Raw genomic sequence first — 16,573 nt, 5'->3', positions numbered from 1 at the left:
ATAAAAAAGCGCGGGCTGGGGGCTGCCTGCGCTTTTGAGTAGTAATTTTTTAGAGGTATTTTTGGGAATATCTTAATCTGGTATTGTGGGGGCATTACCTTATTTTGATAAAGCAAAGCTATAACAGAAAGTACACTGAAAATTTAAACCTCAATTTTATTTAATAATAGAATGATAGAGATTTCTTATAATCACTATTTTATTGTGTAATAATTTTTTTAAATATCACATTATCAACGGTTCTAACTTGCACAATAGCAACTTGACGGGCAAGAGATAAATTTTCAATTTCAACATTATTTTCATTTAAATTCTTTGCAGAATAAAGCATACGGCCATTTATATCATATACTGTGACTTCTGTTATAGGGTTAAGAGCCGAATTAATATGTATTGCCTTGCCCTGCTGAAATACTGTTATGGTGTTGTTTGTATTATTAGGGTTATCAATAGTAAGTAATTGCTGGGTATAGATAATTTCAAAACGGCTGTTAAAAATACCTGCTGCTGTTGTAAAAGAATAATCACTGTCTTTAAGATTGTGTATCGCACCAGTTGCATTGTCTTTTAATAAAATATCCTGTTCGTGTGCAAAAAAGCCTTCGGCTTTATAAAGTGAAATTGTAAAACTTCCCTCTGTATCGCTTTTAAAGCCCAATGGTACAACATCAGTTTCGGCAAATGGTAAAGCCCTGCCCTGTATGGCTAATTTAGTATCATTTATTACAGTATATAGTGCTGCATTTCCTTCTGTCATGGCCCTGCCGTCAATACCATAATCCAGGCCGTTTGTAGCCCTGGGCATATAATTTACAAGTATTTGGTTAAACATTTGATTTTCGTTTGCAACAGCCAGCCAATAGCGGTTATGCAGTGTTTGCTGCGTACTAGCCCGGAAAAACTGGTTTGCAGTATCAGGTTCCCGCATACTGTTATTAAATATTAGATTTGCAGGCGAAGCAGATAACGTTTTTACAAAAAACCCCTGCCCTGTGCGTATAATACCGTTAGGATCATAATCTTCAAAATTCTCCAAGTCAGCATTGCCTACATAACCTGCAGTGGTAACTGTGCAGTAGCTTGAGCTGTTCGGGTTATTGGTTTTACGCCAAAACCACAGTTCACCTGTAATGGCACTACTATTTCTGGCTATAAAGGTTTCCACGCTAATAGGTGAGGGGTAGGGATTGGCAATAAGGTTATACCGGTTTTGTGTTTCGCTTGCAGTAACTAGGGGTATGGTTATAGTTCCGTTATTTGGGATTCCTGTAAATTCACCACTCCACACAGTGGGAGTTTCAGGGTGGGTATTAGGTACACGGATAAGGTAGCCTTTTGCTATTTCAAATTCTGTTGTCGATTCTGCACTAAGCCCCTGTATCTGGCTGTAGGAATTTGTTTCGGTGCTGTAGCTGTAAAAACGGTTGGGCAATGTATTGGGTGAAAAACCAAAAAGATTCTGCCCTGCCACGGGCGAGCCCCAGGCAGTATAATCAAGCCTTTTTATTGCCGAACTGTTTCTTTTTACTATTATGTTTCCGGTGTTTTGAACATTATCAATCTGAATAAGGTTGGCATTATTCTCAAGTATGAGGGTTGCACTATCAGCAACATTAACTTCATTTGCCACAGTAAGGTTAATACCTGCCTGAACAGTTACCTGTGCCGTACCCGTTACATAAAGTGTGCAGGTATTTAAACTTTCGGTTATGTCAAGGTCAGCTTCTATATAGGCCTGCTTGGTAAGGTCAGGAGTTCCATTGCTCCAGTTATTACCATTCCATACAGTTACAGTTGGGCATCTTCGCTCTATTTTAAGCTTGTTAAAATAAATATTATTAAGCGCGTTGCCGCTGTCGGTACTGCTTTCATAAATTTTAAAGCCGCCTATCTGCCCTGTTTTTAAACCGGTATCAACAGTGGTAGTGCCGCGTGTTAAAGTTACCCTGTATGTATTATCTGTAACCTGATATGCCTCTACTTTAAAAACAGATGTCTGATTATAGGAAAAAGTGCTGCCCACATCATAAAAAGTACCATCATCAATAGTGCCGAACCTGTAGGTGTTGCCATCAACTGCAAATGTTGCCAAACGGACGCTTCCGTCATCAGTAGTAATATCTATCCCTTTATAGCCGTTCCTGTAGGCTACTGCCAGTTCTATGGAAAATACCTGGCCCGGTAAAAGGTAAGACCTTCCGTCGCCGGGATCGGCAACGGAACCTGTACCCCTGAAGTACCGGAAAGTGTTAGCCTGCGGGTTTCCTGAATTGGGATTGGCATACATTCCAAATGCCTGCCCGCCGGTATCAACATCGCCAAAGCCATCACCTACGCTGCCGGATATAAAATGCCCGGCATACCCACTGCCTTGGGTCCACATTATCCAGGGAGTAAAACCCGAGCCTTTGTTTGAACCATTAACCCATTCGCCTGACGAATAATTTGAGGCATTATCCTGGCTTATTATTTTTTGCCCCATTAAAGAGGTGGTGCAAAAAAGTAGGCATAGCAGCCCGCTATGAAAAGAGTAAAAAATTTTCATATAGATATTTTTGGTACCACAAAAGTAATAAAGGTTGTATTTTTTTTATAAAAATTTTCAAGAATTGTTATTTGATAATGAGTGCTTTAAAAATGAAGCGCGCAATTTTGTCGATAAACTGCATAATTGCTGGGTTTTCTGCAAACAGCCTTATTAATAATGGCATCATTCACTAAAAACTAAAATAGTGTAACTTTGCACAAATGGAAGAGATGGTTAAGATAGGTAATATTGAGCTGCCGGAGTTCCCGCTTTTACTGGCTCCTATGGAGGACGTGAGCGACCCGCCTTTCCGGAGGTTATGCAAGGAGCATGGCGCCGACCTGATGTTTAGTGAATTCATATCATCGGAAGGTCTGATTCGTGACGCGATGAAAAGCAGGCAAAAGCTTGATATTTTTGATTATGAGCGCCCTGTTGGCATACAGATATTTGGTGGTGATGAAGAGGCTATGGCAATGAGTGCCCGTATAGTTGAAACGGTAAATCCTGACCTTGTTGATATTAACTTTGGCTGCCCTGTTAAAAAAGTAGTTTGTAAAGGCGCCGGGGCAGGAGTGCTAAAGGATATAGACCTTATGGTAAGGCTTACCAAAGCCGTAGTAAATAGTACTAATCTTCCCGTAACTGTAAAGACACGCCTTGGCTGGGATGAAAATTCCATTAATATTGATGAGGTTGCCGAACGGCTGCAGGATGTAGGCATTAAGGCACTTACCATACATGGCCGCACACGTGCACAAATGTATAAGGGCGATGCCGACTGGAACCCTATTGCCCGTGTAAAAAATAACCCGCGTATCCATATACCTATATTTGGTAATGGTGATATTGACAGCCCGCAAAAGGCTTTGGAGTATAAAAATAAATATGGGCTGGATGGTATTATGATTGGTCGCGCCTCTATTGGCTATCCTTGGATATTTAATGAAATAAAACATTATTTTAAAACAGGCGAATTACTGCCTATGCCTACACTTGAAGATAGGGTAGAGGCGGCACGTAATCACCTGAAATGGGCTATAGAATGGAAAGGCGAACGGGTAGGCGTAGTAGAAACCCGCAGGCATTATACCAATTACTTTAAAGGCATACCCCATTTTAAAGAATACAGGCAGCGTATGGTAACACATGACGATCCTGCGGATGTATATGCCGTACTTGATGAGGTACTTGAAAAGTTTGCAGATTATAAACCTGTATAAATAAAAAAAGCCTGCTGTAAAGCAGGCTTTTATTTTTATTGAGCTGTAATCGTATAAGGGCTACCGTCTCCGGTAAAATTAAGGTTTAATGTTACTAAAAAAGTACCTGTGCCCGGAAAGCTTATAGACTGCCCTCCTGCTTCTATTGTGCCATCAGCTAAGTTATCGCCATAAGCAGCATCTCCAAAGCCATTGCTGTCAATTAGAAAAATGAAATTACGGTACTCAGGCTCAACTGTTGATGGGATAGTAACTATACAACTTAATGTATTGGTTGCTGCGTTGTATGTCATAGGTAAACTATTTGCAAAAGAAGGATATAGTTTTGGGGCAATAGATTGAATAGAAACATAATTAACATTGGCATCATAATCATAATAACTATAAATTATATAGATGCTGTTTGAACTGACAGTGAAGGGGCTGCCATTTACTGCGAGTGTATATCCTCCTCCGTTTCCATAAGCTATATTTGAATTTATATCCGTTATAAACTTAAGCTGCGTGCCTGCAGTAAGATATTTATATCCCCTAAAATAATTTTCGTTGCTTGACAGTAATAATGCTGTAGCAGGATTAAAGGAATTAAATGTGCCGTACATATACAACTGTGTAAACATATTGCTGTTGTTGCCTGCCCCCATTCCTGCAACTGCGCCTGCGTACATGGCATAAGGTACAGATAGTAACTGTGATGAACCGACAGTAACATAATTAGCACCATTGTTTACATCAATCTCCACTTTAATGAATTTTGAGTTTTGCGCCCAGTTAATGCCCGAAAAAGTACCGCTTACCGGTGCTCCCTGCCCAATGGTAAGGGTAAAAAGCCCAACGTTGTTTGTAGTTGGGTTATGGGTTTCTACATAAGCTGCAGTACCTGTGGCACTGTTTTCCAAAATGCTTAAGCGTATTTTTACTGGAGAGGAAATTACAGGCTGCCCTGATGAATTAAGGGCTACTGCCTGATAGCTAAAACCCTGTGGTATTTGTGCCAAAGCAGCACCTGTAATGAACAGTAACAAAAAGTATAGTTTTTTCATAAATTAATTTTTTACAATTTTAATGGGTTTAATATTGCTGCCGGGAAATGTCATAAAATAAATTCCGGCACTTAATGACGAAAGGTCAACCTTGTTTTCTTTAAAAGCAGGAAAGTTAACCTTTGCGCCTTTTGCATCATGCAGTTGTGCATTGGTAAGATCAATCTGCTTCCCGGCTTCAAAAGTAAGGTAATCCTTAACGGGGTTAGGGTAATAGGTTACACCTTCGGCAACTATATAATCATCAGTGCTTAATGCTTCAAATATTATTTGTGTAGCTACTGCTGTTGTGCCGCTTGATTGCATATCCGGGTTTGCTGGCACTACGTATATTTCCCCTACACTACTGGAAAAATTATCGGAAACTATTGAGCCCGAATTATTGCCTCCTGCAATGCTTTGCGCAAATGAAGCAGAGAACGGCAAAAGCAATACAATAATTAATTTATACATTATTTAATAATTTTATGCGGCAAATATAGATTTTTAATATAAATAAAATGATTATTCATATTTAAGTTATTGCAAATGTTTAAACCTGGATTTTTTTCCATTTTCCTTTTTTAAAGAGTATTAAACTGATTACTGCCATTACAGTTTCTGCAATAGGTATGGCAAGGAAAACACCTGTAGGCCCCATGTTTAAATATTTTGCAAGGAGGTAGGCCAAAGGTATCTGTAAAATCCAAAATCCAAATAAGTTAACCCAGGTTGGTGTCCGGGTATCTCCTGCACCATTAAAAGCATTTATCAAAACCATGCCTATGCCATAAAATATGTAAGCTGAACTTAAAATCATGATAGCTTTAACAGCTATCTCATGTACATGTGCATTATTGGTAAAAAAGGCCATAATATAATCTGCACCCAATAGGGTTATTACCATAATGGCAGCCATGTATATCACGTTAAATTTAGCCGTAACAAAAACCGAGCGTTCGGCACGTTCAACCTGCCTTGCGCCAAGATTTTGCCCAACCAGTGTGGCTGCGGCATTACTGAGCCCCCAGGCAGGCAGCATAAAAAACATCATGATGCGCAGGGCACTCTGGTATCCTGCCGAGCCTTCATCGCCACCCGTAGTTGCCACCAGTTGCGCCAGGAATATCCAGCTGCAGGAAGCTATAACAAACTGCATAACTCCCGGAGCGGCTATTTTTACAAGGCTTTTTATTTGCTCCCATTGAGGCACAAAGTAGGATAAGGCTACTTTTAAAATTCCCTTACCATTAAACAGGTTATAAAACTGGTATATAACCCCAATGCCCCTGCCCAGTGTTGTGGCAATGGCGGCACCAGTCAGGCCCATGGCAGGGACGGGGCCAAACCCGTTAATAAATACCGGGCACAGTATTATATTACACAGGTTAGCTATCCACAGGCTTTTCATGGCAATAGCGGCATTACCCGCGCCACGGAATATACCGTTAAAAAGGAATAACAGCATAATAACAAAACTCCCGCCCATCATTATACGTACAAAATCGGTTCCGTATAAAGCCGATTCAAGCGATGAGCCCATTATAAGTAATATATCGGTAGCATAAACAAAGCCTAAAACTGCAATAACAAGTGTAATGGCCACAGCTATAATAATGGCCTGCATTCCTGCCCTGGAAGCAGCTTCAGGGTCTTTTTCCCCCACGCGCCTTGCCACTACTGCCGTTGCAGCCATACTCATACCAATAGCAATAGAGTATATAACGGTTAATACAGATTCTGTAAGGCCAACGGTTTGTACTGCAAAGCTGCTGTTTTCCAAGTGTCCTACAAAATACAGGTCAACCAGCGCAAATACTGATTCCATCATCATTTCGAGCATCATGGGTATGGCAAGAAGCAGCACCGCCCTGCGGATACTGCCCTTTGTAAAATCTATATCCCCGCCTTTTAATGACTGCTTCAATAACTCAAAAAAGCGGCCGAAGGCACTTAAGGTTTTTATTTCCTGTGTCATAAATATTCCAATAAAATAATAATAGATAATCGGCATTAGGAGTAATGCCATAAAAAAAGCGTATAATTTCCCTTAAAGGATTGGGATGATAAAAAACTTCATTGTCCTGCAGTAGTTTGCAGGCAAATATATATGAAAAAAGTATTGAAAATAATTTTACGTATTAAATTTCCAGAAGCTTTTTGTTAACCCTTGCTGCAGCAATGTAGGAAACGATAAAGCCCAGTGTAAAAATTGTAAGCAATACAAGGCCAATATTTACAAAGCTGAAGCTGACAGGATATGCAAGCTCATTAGTAAGCATAAGCAGTTTAAAATGTTTTTGCAGCAACACAACCGCAGTGCCTATTAAAATTCCTGTAATGGTTCCTATTCCTGTTATAAAAAGCCCGAGGTTTAAAAATATATTACGAAGGCTTGTTACGGGTGTACCCAGGCTAAAAAGCGTTTTTATATTTTCTTTTTTATCCAGTATCAGCATAATTAAAGCACCGGCAAGGCAAAACAACGTCATTACCACAACCAGAGAGCAAAAAAGATAGGTAACTAAGTTTTCGGCATTCAGCATCCTGTATAACGATTCGTTGAGCTGAGCCCTGTTTTTTACATTTAATGAGTTATTGAATATTGCCGATAACTTTTGCCGCACCTCATTTTCTGAAGCACCGTCCTTTAATTTTATTTCTATCCCCGAAACCTGATTTGGCTTAAACAACAAAAGCTCCTGCGCCAGGCCCAGGTCGCAAAAAACATACTTACTGTCAATCTCATCATTAACCGAATATACACCTACCGGTATTAATACCGATTTTTTAAATGCGTCTCCCGGTTTATTAATAGCTCCTTTACCGGGTTTAGGTACATAAACCTCCAGCGAGCGGTTAAAATCAAAAAGCCCTAATGATAATTTGACTGTAGTACCGAGGCCAACTACACATTGCGAAGTTTCAGGCTCCAGCCATTGCCCCGCAATAAGTTGCTTGTTAAAACCGCTTACATTGGTAAAAATGCTATCAGAACCCTTTAAGTAAGCAACATGTTCCTTTCCGTCAAAATAAAACAGTACCCGCTCTTCAGCAATCATACTGTACTCCGAAATTCCTTCAACTTTTTTAAGTTGTTTTTCCTGTTCAGCAGAAATTAAAAAAGATTTACCCAGTTGGGGTACAACAGTAAGGTCAGGGTCGGTGGCATTAGAAAAGGAAACGGTATATTCCTTTAGCCCCCCAAATGCTGAAAGTATGATAAAAAGGGCTGCCGTACTGGCTACTATACCTAAAGCTGAAATAGCTGTAATAATATTAACGGCTGTATTTTTACTACGGCTAATAGTATATCTTCCTGCTATGTAAAAAGGAAAATTCACCTCAGGATTTCTTGCGTTTATCCAGTAAATCAGGATTTGTAATAGGATTGTTAGTGCCTTTTAATTCCTCGTCCAGCTTTTCAATCCTGTCCAGGCTGTCGTCAATATAAAAAATAAGGTTAGGAACTTTTCGAAGTTGCAGCCTTACACGTTGTGCCAGGTCGTGCTTAATAAGAGGCGTGTTTGAACGTATGGCGGTTAAAAGCTCTCCTGACTTTTCGGAAGGAAAAACGCTGAGGTACACTTTTGCAATAGACAAATCTGAAGTTACATTAACCTTTGAAATTGATATGATAAGGTTTGCTATACCATTTTTACGCACTTCCCCCTGTAATATATCTACCAGATCTTTTTGAAGCAGTGTACCTATTTTTTTTTGCCTGTTTGTTTCCATCTTGCAAAAGTACTTAAAGTTTTGGAGTTATTTTATTTCCTGGCAAAGCTCAATCAATACTTCATTGGTGCTTTTAGGATGCAGGAATACTACAAGCTTGTTGTCGGCTCCTTTTTTTGGTGTTTCATTCAGTATGGTAAAGCCTTCGTTTTTTAACCGTTCAGTTTCTTTGCTAATGTCTTCAACATCAAAAGCAATATGGTGAATGCCTTCTCCTTTTTTTTCTATAAACTTAGCAATAGGGCTGTCAGGATTTGTGGCTTCAAGAAGCTCAATTTTATTAGGGCCATTCATAAAAAATGAAGTTTTAACCCCTTCACTTTCCACCTCTTCAGTTTTATAAGCACTTGTGCCAAGTAACTTTTCAAACAGCAGATTACTGGCAGTTATATCTTTAACGGCAATACCTATATGTTCTATTTTACGCATATATGGAAATTTTTTCAAAGATAGCAATTTGTATTATGCCTGCTGAAAATAAAAAAGCCTTACATTATGTAAGGCTTTGATTTAAGTTTGTGGTCCCACCTGGGCTCGAACCAGGGACCACCTGATTATGAGTCAGGTGCTCTAACCAACTGAGCTATAGGACCAGTTTTGAGGTTGCAATATTACTACTAATTTTGTTTTGGAACAAATAAAATTTCAGTAAAATTTTTATTTAATTATAAATGGCTGATACTATGTTTAAACACAGGACGATAAGGGTGTGTGTTTAACTTGTTTAATAACTTTTTATATAAATATCATCTTTTTTTAATTCAAGTTTATAGGTTTTTTTTCTTAAAAGTCCGTAAACAGTTAGTTTTACGTTTTGTGCAGGCTTATTTTTAGGTATTTCTACACTGTTTTGAGTGGTTATTTTATCCCCAACTTTATAAAAAATAGCATTTTTAAACCTATAATTTATTGTTATAATATCATCTCCATTATTACAATTTACGTAAAACATTTTTATGTTTTTCCTTTTACGTGTTATCAGGTTAACAGTCCTTTTCAGTATGTTATACTGGAAAGCGATTTTGTTTTCAATAGTAGGTGCCATGTATTACTTTTTTTAAAAAATTAAAATTTAATAAAAAGCAGTAATAAATTAACTTTTATGGGGTTTTGTGGGTTTGAATAGTGGCACAAATATATAAAAAGGTAAATAAATTCTTGTTATCAAAAATTAACGTATAGTTAAATATTGCCAGTATTAGTAGGGTTTTTCTTTTAGCGCTTGTTTTGGTTTGGCAATGATTTTTTGCCTATATTACAGACTATTAATGTATGAATGGAAAAATTAATCAAAAGTTAATAAGAAAATCAGTTTTCTTTTGTTTTAAAATGCAAATTTCGTGGTCTTAATTTATGGCTTGGGGAGCTAAATAATTTTTGAGGTATAATAATAATTTGACTTTTAAGTTTATATTTGCGCCCAATTTAATTGGTTGATATATAACGCTTTAAATTATAGGCGATAAAAGATATATTTAGTTGGAAAATTTATGAAGAAAATTTTACTTTTTTTAACCTTGTTTATAACAATAGGGGGTTATTCACAAGGTGTTACTGTAAGTCCTAATGCTTATTCTACCAATCAGTTAGTAAGGGATGTGCTGGTTAAAAATTCTTGCCTGGCTCAAATTTCAAATATTTCGAGCTATACCGGTACTAATGCAGGTTATGCTAATGGCAATGGTATTTCATACTTTCAGAATACCAATCCGGATTTTCCAATAACAAGCGGAATTTTACTTTCTACAGGTAATGTTCTTGCAGCCCAGGGGCCTAATAATTCTGAAATGAGCTTTTCATCTCCTGCATGGGGAGGCGATGCTGATTTAGAAACTTTTATCAATATACAATCAAAAAATGCGACTTATCTGCAATTTGACTTTATAGCGGCTACAGATAATTTTTCAGTTGATTTTCTTTTTGCTTCTGAGGAATACGGCGCATGGCAGTGCGAATCTAATGACGGATTTGTTTTCCTGCTTCAGGATTTAACGGCGGGTAGCCCATACCAAAATATGGCTGTAATTCCCTTAACAACGCTTCCTGTAACGGTAGGTAATATCCGCAACGATTTATATAATTCGGCCTGTAGTGCTGAAAATATCCAGTTTTTCGATTCTTTTGACGGTGGAGGTGCTGCAGCAACAGCACCAACTAATTTTGAAGGGCGCACTGTGCTTATGAATGCTTCAGGTGCGCTTGTGCCTAACCATCAGTACAGGATAAAAATTGTTATTGCAGATGATGGCAGGACTACTGGTACTGATGGAACCTATGATTCAGCAGTATTTTTTCCTGAAGGCAGTTTAAATATAGGGCAAAATGTTTTTGGCGAAGACCTTACGGTTGCCAATGGTACTGCATTATGTAATGGAGAAACCATTTTACTTGACACCGAACTTACAGGGCCTGAATATTCTTTTTCATGGACACGTGACACAAACCCTATTCCGGGCGGGGCTTCAATAACAGTTGGGCAGCCGGGTATATATCAGGTTACAATAACACGTAATGGCGGGTGTGTTACAACACAGTCAATAAAAGTGGAATATGCGCAGCCTATTGTGCCTGGAATTCCAAATAATTTATATGCATGCCAGGATCCGTCAGGTACATATCAGTATGACCTTTCGCTTAATACGCCTGTTATCAAACAGGGGCTAAACCCAGCCACTCAGGTAACGTACCACTCATCGCAGTCCGATGCGGAGATTGGCCTTTCAGACTTGCCAACTTCTTATACAGGCCCCGGCAACGAAACAATATGGGCAAGGGTTAAAAGCTTTAATAGTAGCTGTGTAGCAGTAATTTCTTTTCAGTTACTCACCAGCCCTGCGCCTGATGCCAACCAGCCGGGTAACATGACCTTGTGCGAAAGTGGCGAAGGCTTGGGTACGGCAGTTTTTGATCTTGCCAGCCAAAATGCTACTGTTTTAGGTTCTCAACCTGTAAATGAAAATACTATACTGTATTTTACATCGCTTACCGAAGCTCAGCTAAACGGAGATTTCATAGATACTCCTGAAAGCTACACAGGTACAAACCAGACTATATATGTAAGGGTTCATAAAAATTTTGATACTGATTGTTATTCTATAACATCATTTGAGCTTATAGTAAATCCTTTGCCGGTTTTACCACAGCCTGCCGATGTGCTGGAATGTAACAGCTATACGCTTCCTGCACTTGCCAATGGAAACTACTATACACAAACCGGGGGTAATGGCACCATGTTATCGGCGGGAGATGCAGTAACATCTTCACAAACTATATATATATATGAGGATAACGGTACCTGCGCTAACCAAAAAAGTTTTAATGTAGATATTATAACTTCTGCAACTGCACCTGCCGATGTTGTGGCTTGTGAAAACTATACGCTGCCTGCATTACCAAGTGGACAGTTTTATTACAATGGGCCGGGCGGCACAGGTGGTGAAATTCCGGCAGGAACTGTAATTACTTCCAACCAGACAATATATTTTTATATACCGGCTGCTGCAACATGTACACAAAATAACAGTTTTACGGTTACTATAACAAGTACACCCGTGGTTAGCGATCCGGGAGATACTTTTTCATGTGGCCCTTATACACTCCCAACACTACCGAACGGACAAAACTATTATACGGCGCCGGGCGGTACAGGAACCCAGCTTGCTGCCGGAGATGTTATAAATACTACTCAAACATTATACATATACATAAGTAACCCTAGTAATCCTGCCTGTGTGGCAGAAAGCAGCTTTACAGTTACTGTTAGTATGGTAAACGTACCTAACAGGGCAGATGTGGTAACTTGCGGAAGCTATACACTGCCGGCACTTTCAGTGGGTAATTATTATACAGGCTCTGGTGGTACAGGTACACAACTTTCCGCAGGCACTGCAATAACTACAACACAAACTATATATATTTATGCGGTAAGCCCGGTTGACGCTTCATGCTTTGATGAGGATAGTTTTCTTATAACAATAAATCCGCGTCCTGAACTGCCCGGCATACTTCCTGTAACCGCATGTACAAGCTATACCTTGCCAAATAATTTACCGGCAAATGCAAACTATTATACTGCGGCCTCTGGCGGTACACTTTTACCTGCAGGAACAGTTATAACTACAAGCCGGACAGTGTTTGCAATAGCAACATCTCCGGAAGGCTGTACAAGGACGAGGTCATTCACAATTACTATTATAGATGTTGATGCCCTAAGCCCCGGCGACCAAAGTGTGTGCGATGAGTACATATTACCTTCGCTACAGTTTGGTAATTATTATACAGCAGCCGGTGGAACAGGTACACAGCTTGCTCCGGGCACGCCAATTACTACAGATCGCACTATATATATTTATATATCAAGCACAGACCCTATATGTAATGCGGAAACAAGTTTTGATGTTACCGTAACACAAACACCTGTTATTCCTGCGCCAGCTGCTGTGGTTGCGTGTGGCAGTTATACTTTGCCAGCGCTTCCGGTAGGAGATTATTATACAGGCCCTAACGGTACCGGTACAATGCTTCCACCGGGAACAGTAATAAACTCAAGTCAAAATATACGTATATATGCTGCAAACGGTACATGCTCAAGGCAAAGGACACTTTCCGTAACTATTACAGATGGTAATATTGCCCCTGCCGATGTAAGCTCATGTGGCGGATACCTGCTGCCTGCTTTGCCACAGGGTGGGATGTATTATACCCAACCGGCAGGCGGAGGGACGCAGATTAATGCAGGCACAATTATAACAACCAGCCAAACCCTTTATACTTATATTCCCGTTACAACTGGTGCAAACTGTACAGATAACGAAAGTTTTGATATTACAGTACTGCCTACCCTTGTAGTAGACAATGTAGAAGATGTTTTGGCCTGTACAAGCTATACATTGCCTGCTTTAACCAATGGAGATTATTATGATGCACCCGGTGGTGGTGGTAATTTAGTGCCTGCGGGAACAGTTATTTTTACTTCGCAGACCCTTTATGTATATAAAACAATACCGGGATCGCTTAACTGTATTGCAGAAGATAGTTTTGATATTACAATTGAAGATGTTAATGTAAACGATATTCCCGATCAATTGGTATGTGACGGCTTTGAATTGCCCCCGCTTGCTTCCGGAAACTACTACACGGCTACACAGGGTGGCGGCACTATGCTTTCGGCAGGCGATATGATAACTTCAGACCAGACAATTTATATTTATGCGGCAACCAATACAACACCTGTTTGTTCGGATGAGGAAAGTTTTACGGTAACTATAAAGCCCGATCCGCTTGTTGACCAGTTGAACAATGTTGGCTCGTGCGGTAATTATACCTTACAGCCATTAACAAATGGCAGCTATTATACCGGGCCGGGCGGTACAGGTACACAATTATTTGCCGGGCAGGTAATAAGCACTACGCAGGATATTTACATTTATGCTGAAACAGGAGGCGTTCCCAACTGCCCTGCAGAAAGTATGTTTACTGTATTTATAAACCCTGCACCGCCTACAGATGTTACAGAGTGCGACAGTTATACACTTCCGCAGCTTCCGGTGGGGCAGTATTATACAGGCCCTGCAGCTACAGGTACACAATTAATGCCGGGTGATGTTATTACCACTTCGCAGGATATATATGTGTATGTGCCACTGGCCACAGTACCAAACTGTACTGATAATAACAAGTTCAGGGTAACTATAAATAATACTCCGGTAATAACGCCGCTACAGTCTCAAACTGTTTGCGATTTTTATGCGCTTCCGCCGCTACCTGTAGGTAATTATTATACCGGCCCTGCAGGTACAGGTACTTTGCTTAATGCAGGTGATTTGGTAACAAGCACACAGACAGTTTACGTTTTTGCCCAAACGGGTACTATACCAAACTGTACTGCTGAAGAAAGCTTTAATGTAACAGTACATGTTACCCCTATGGTAGATGCAAGGTCTAAAGTAACAAAATGTGACAGCCATACACTTGATGCCCTATTGGTGGGTAACTATTATGCACTTCCGGGAGGGCCAAGTACTCCGGGGCAGGTAGCCTATTTCCCAGGTGATGTTATTACAAGTTCTATGATGATGTACATCTATGCCGAATCTGCAACAAATCCTGACTGTAAAAGTGAGAGCAGTTTCGAAATAGAGATATTGTCAATTACCGCCGATGCTCCTGCCGATGTTACAAGGTGCGACAGTTATGTGCTTCCAGCACTTTCGGTAGGTGATTATTATACTCTGTCAGGAGGGCCTTCTGTGCCTGGGCAGGTTTTGCTTAATCCGGGCGATGTGATTACAGCTACACAAACAATCTATGTTTACGCAGAACTTAGCGGAAGGTTGCAGTGTAACGATGAAAACCCATTCCTTGTAACGATATACCCAACCCCGGTTGTGGATGATACACTTACTGATTTTTCAGTTTGTGATAGCTATACGCTTCCTGCATTATCGGTAGGTAATTACTATACGGCTCCAAATGGAGGTGGGACAATGCTAAATGCAGGTGATGTTATAACAAATACTCAGACGCTGTATATATATGCAGCTTCAGACCCTGCCGGTGTATGCTTTGATGAGCATAGTTACACGGTTACTGTAAACTCAATAGATGTAGGTAATTTTAATGATTTATATGCCTGCGAAAGTTATGAACTGCCTGTGCTTTCGGTAGGTAATTATTTTACAGCGCCAAATGGCTCCGGTACACAGTTGCCTGCGGGGACTATCATTACTACCTCTCAAACTATATATGTATATGGTGAAACCAATACTACACCAAACTGTACAGATGAAGATAGTTTTATAGTTACCATAGTGAGCAAGCCTGTTGCTGCTGCGCCAAGCCCTATAGCGGTGTGTGGCCAGTCGGGCCAGGGTGTGTTTAACCTGCTTCCTGCTATGAACCAGGCTGTAAACGGGCAGGCAAATGTTATTGCCACTGTTCACGAAACCCAGGATGATGCCGTTTTTGGGCATGATGCCATAACCAATACTGGCGCTTACTTAAACACAAACAGCTATACGCAGACTTTATATATAAGGGTACAGTCTTCTCTGGCAACAGACTGTTATGATACGGTGCCGTTACAGATATCTGTAAATGATATACCAAATGCTGTTGAACCGCAACCTTTAAAGGTTTGTGATGATGATAGTGATACATTCGGGATTTTTGATCTTACCGATGTAGAATCGGAAGTATTGGGCACGCTTAACCCTACTGTTCATACAGTAACTTTTTATGATACTGAAGTAAATGCACTGGCTGGTACCGGTGTTGGATTAATAACAGGGCTTAGCAACTACAGTAGCACAGGAGCTTCTGTATATATCAGGGTTACCAACACCAACACTAACTGTTTTGATGTTGTGGAACTTGAACTGATTGTAAATCCGCTGCCTGTAGCAAATGCAATAGCTCCATATACGCTTTGCGATAAAAATAATCCCGGAGATGAGCGCGAAATTTTTGACCTTAATTCTAAAATTGCAGAGATAACCGGTGGAGCAGACGGCGTTTCGGTTACTTTTTATAATTCAAATGCGGATGCTCTGGCAGGTGGCCCGGGTGTAACAAATCCTGGTACCTATCAAAACCAGTCCACCGTTCAAACATTGTTTGCAAAGGTAACAGATGAGGATACGGGTTGTTTCCGTATAGTTTTAATGGATATCCGTGTGGAACCATTGCCACAAATTAATATTAATGCACTTACGCCTGATGATGTTACTGTTTGTGATGCTGATGGAAACGGAAACGGTACTTTTAATCTTGATGATATTGCTGATATAATCAGGGGCAGCAGTACAGGTGTGGTTATTACTTTCCATGAAACTGCTGAAAATGCCGAAGATGGAGTCGATGCAATAACCAATACTGCCAATTATTCAAACCCTACACCTTTTATACAGCCTTTATATATAAGGGTAGAAAATACTACAGGCTGTGTAAGGACACAAGGCTACAGTATTACTTTAACTGTAATTCCTTCGCCTCAGCTTCCTGACCTTGACCCGATGATACTGTGTGATGAGGACCCGGGCAATGACCAGGACGGCAAAACCTAC

At 40.0% G+C, this 16,573-nt stretch carries 10 protein-coding genes and 1 tRNA gene; 2 read left to right on the top strand and 9 right to left on the bottom strand.

Going from position 1 to position 16,573, the window contains the following annotated elements; all coding sequences use genetic code 11:
* Positions 1-199: 199 nt before the first annotated feature.
* A complete protein-coding gene (locus GSF09_RS03215; RefSeq protein ID WP_159799497.1) occupies positions 200-2,545 on the bottom strand; it encodes a T9SS sorting signal type C domain-containing protein in 2,346 nt (781 codons plus the stop codon).
* Between the two features lie 212 nt (positions 2,546-2,757).
* Here GSF09_RS03215 and dusB point away from each other — a divergent pair, with 212 nt between their 5' ends.
* Positions 2,758-3,750, top strand: coding sequence for a tRNA dihydrouridine synthase DusB (gene dusB, locus GSF09_RS03210; protein WP_159799499.1), 993 nt, complete (start codon positions 2,758-2,760; stop codon positions 3,748-3,750).
* A 35-nt stretch (positions 3,751-3,785) separates the two neighbouring features.
* On the opposite strand, the gene GSF09_RS03205 is transcribed toward dusB, so the two are convergent.
* The 8 genes from GSF09_RS03205 to GSF09_RS03170 all read right to left on the bottom strand — a co-directional run bounded on the left by GSF09_RS03205 (position 3,786) and on the right by GSF09_RS03170 (position 9,555).
* Positions 3,786-4,793 (bottom strand): hypothetical protein, encoded by a 1,008-nt coding sequence (locus GSF09_RS03205; RefSeq protein WP_159799496.1) that lies wholly within the window; start codon positions 4,791-4,793, stop codon positions 3,786-3,788.
* Between the two features lie 3 nt (positions 4,794-4,796).
* Positions 4,797-5,246 (bottom strand): T9SS type A sorting domain-containing protein, encoded by a 450-nt coding sequence (locus tag GSF09_RS03200; protein WP_159799495.1) that lies wholly within the window; start codon positions 5,244-5,246, stop codon positions 4,797-4,799.
* Positions 5,247-5,325: 79 nt separating this feature from the next.
* Positions 5,326-6,750, bottom strand: coding sequence for an MATE family efflux transporter (locus GSF09_RS03195; protein WP_159799498.1), 1,425 nt, complete (start codon positions 6,748-6,750; stop codon positions 5,326-5,328).
* 163 nt (positions 6,751-6,913) lie between these two features.
* Positions 6,914-8,116: an ABC transporter permease gene (locus tag GSF09_RS03190; RefSeq protein ID WP_159799494.1), complete on the bottom strand. Its 1,203-nt coding sequence runs from the start codon at positions 8,114-8,116 to the stop codon at positions 6,914-6,916.
* Position 8,117: 1 nt separating this feature from the next.
* Positions 8,118-8,510: a 30S ribosome-binding factor RbfA gene (gene rbfA, locus GSF09_RS03185; RefSeq protein ID WP_159799493.1), complete on the bottom strand. Its 393-nt coding sequence runs from the start codon at positions 8,508-8,510 to the stop codon at positions 8,118-8,120.
* A 27-nt stretch (positions 8,511-8,537) separates the two neighbouring features.
* Positions 8,538-8,939 (bottom strand): methylmalonyl-CoA epimerase, encoded by a 402-nt coding sequence (gene mce / locus GSF09_RS03180; RefSeq protein ID WP_159799492.1) that lies wholly within the window; start codon positions 8,937-8,939, stop codon positions 8,538-8,540.
* A gap of 90 nt (positions 8,940-9,029) precedes the next feature.
* Positions 9,030-9,103, bottom strand: a tRNA-Ile gene (locus GSF09_RS03175).
* Positions 9,104-9,234: 131 nt separating this feature from the next.
* Positions 9,235-9,555, bottom strand: a complete 321-nt coding sequence (locus GSF09_RS03170; protein WP_159799491.1) for a hypothetical protein — start codon at positions 9,553-9,555, stop codon at positions 9,235-9,237.
* A 445-nt stretch (positions 9,556-10,000) separates the two neighbouring features.
* On the opposite strand from GSF09_RS03170, the gene GSF09_RS03165 reads away from it, so the two are divergent.
* A partial coding sequence (locus tag GSF09_RS03165) for a choice-of-anchor L domain-containing protein (RefSeq protein WP_159799490.1) occupies positions 10,001-16,573 on the top strand: 6,573 nt, incomplete at its 3' end.

Source organism: Flavobacterium sp. MK4S-17 (genome assembly GCF_009848495.1).
Taxonomy (GTDB): domain Bacteria; phylum Bacteroidota; class Bacteroidia; order Flavobacteriales; family Flavobacteriaceae; genus Flavobacterium.
The sequence above is the reverse complement of the archived record's forward strand: the minus strand, read 5'-3'. Positions and strand labels throughout refer to the sequence as shown.

Excerpts from the sequence above, each read along its gene's own strand:
- GSF09_RS03195 (WP_159799498.1), bottom strand. The coding sequence starts at position 6,750 with ATGACACAGGAAATAAAAACCTTAAGTGCCTTCGGCCGCTTTTTTGAG.
- GSF09_RS03205 (WP_159799496.1), bottom strand. The coding sequence starts at position 4,793 with ATGAAAAAACTATACTTTTTGTTACTGTTCATTACAGGTGCTGCTTTG.
- rbfA (WP_159799493.1), bottom strand. The coding sequence starts at position 8,510 with ATGGAAACAAACAGGCAAAAAAAAATAGGTACACTGCTTCAAAAAGAT.
- mce (WP_159799492.1), bottom strand. The coding sequence starts at position 8,939 with ATGCGTAAAATAGAACATATAGGTATTGCCGTTAAAGATATAACTGCC.
- GSF09_RS03215 (WP_159799497.1), bottom strand. The coding sequence starts at position 2,545 with ATGAAAATTTTTTACTCTTTTCATAGCGGGCTGCTATGCCTACTTTTT.
- GSF09_RS03200 (WP_159799495.1), bottom strand. The coding sequence starts at position 5,246 with ATGTATAAATTAATTATTGTATTGCTTTTGCCGTTCTCTGCTTCATTT.
- dusB (WP_159799499.1), top strand. The coding sequence starts at position 2,758 with ATGGTTAAGATAGGTAATATTGAGCTGCCGGAGTTCCCGCTTTTACTG.
- GSF09_RS03170 (WP_159799491.1), bottom strand. The coding sequence starts at position 9,555 with ATGGCACCTACTATTGAAAACAAAATCGCTTTCCAGTATAACATACTG.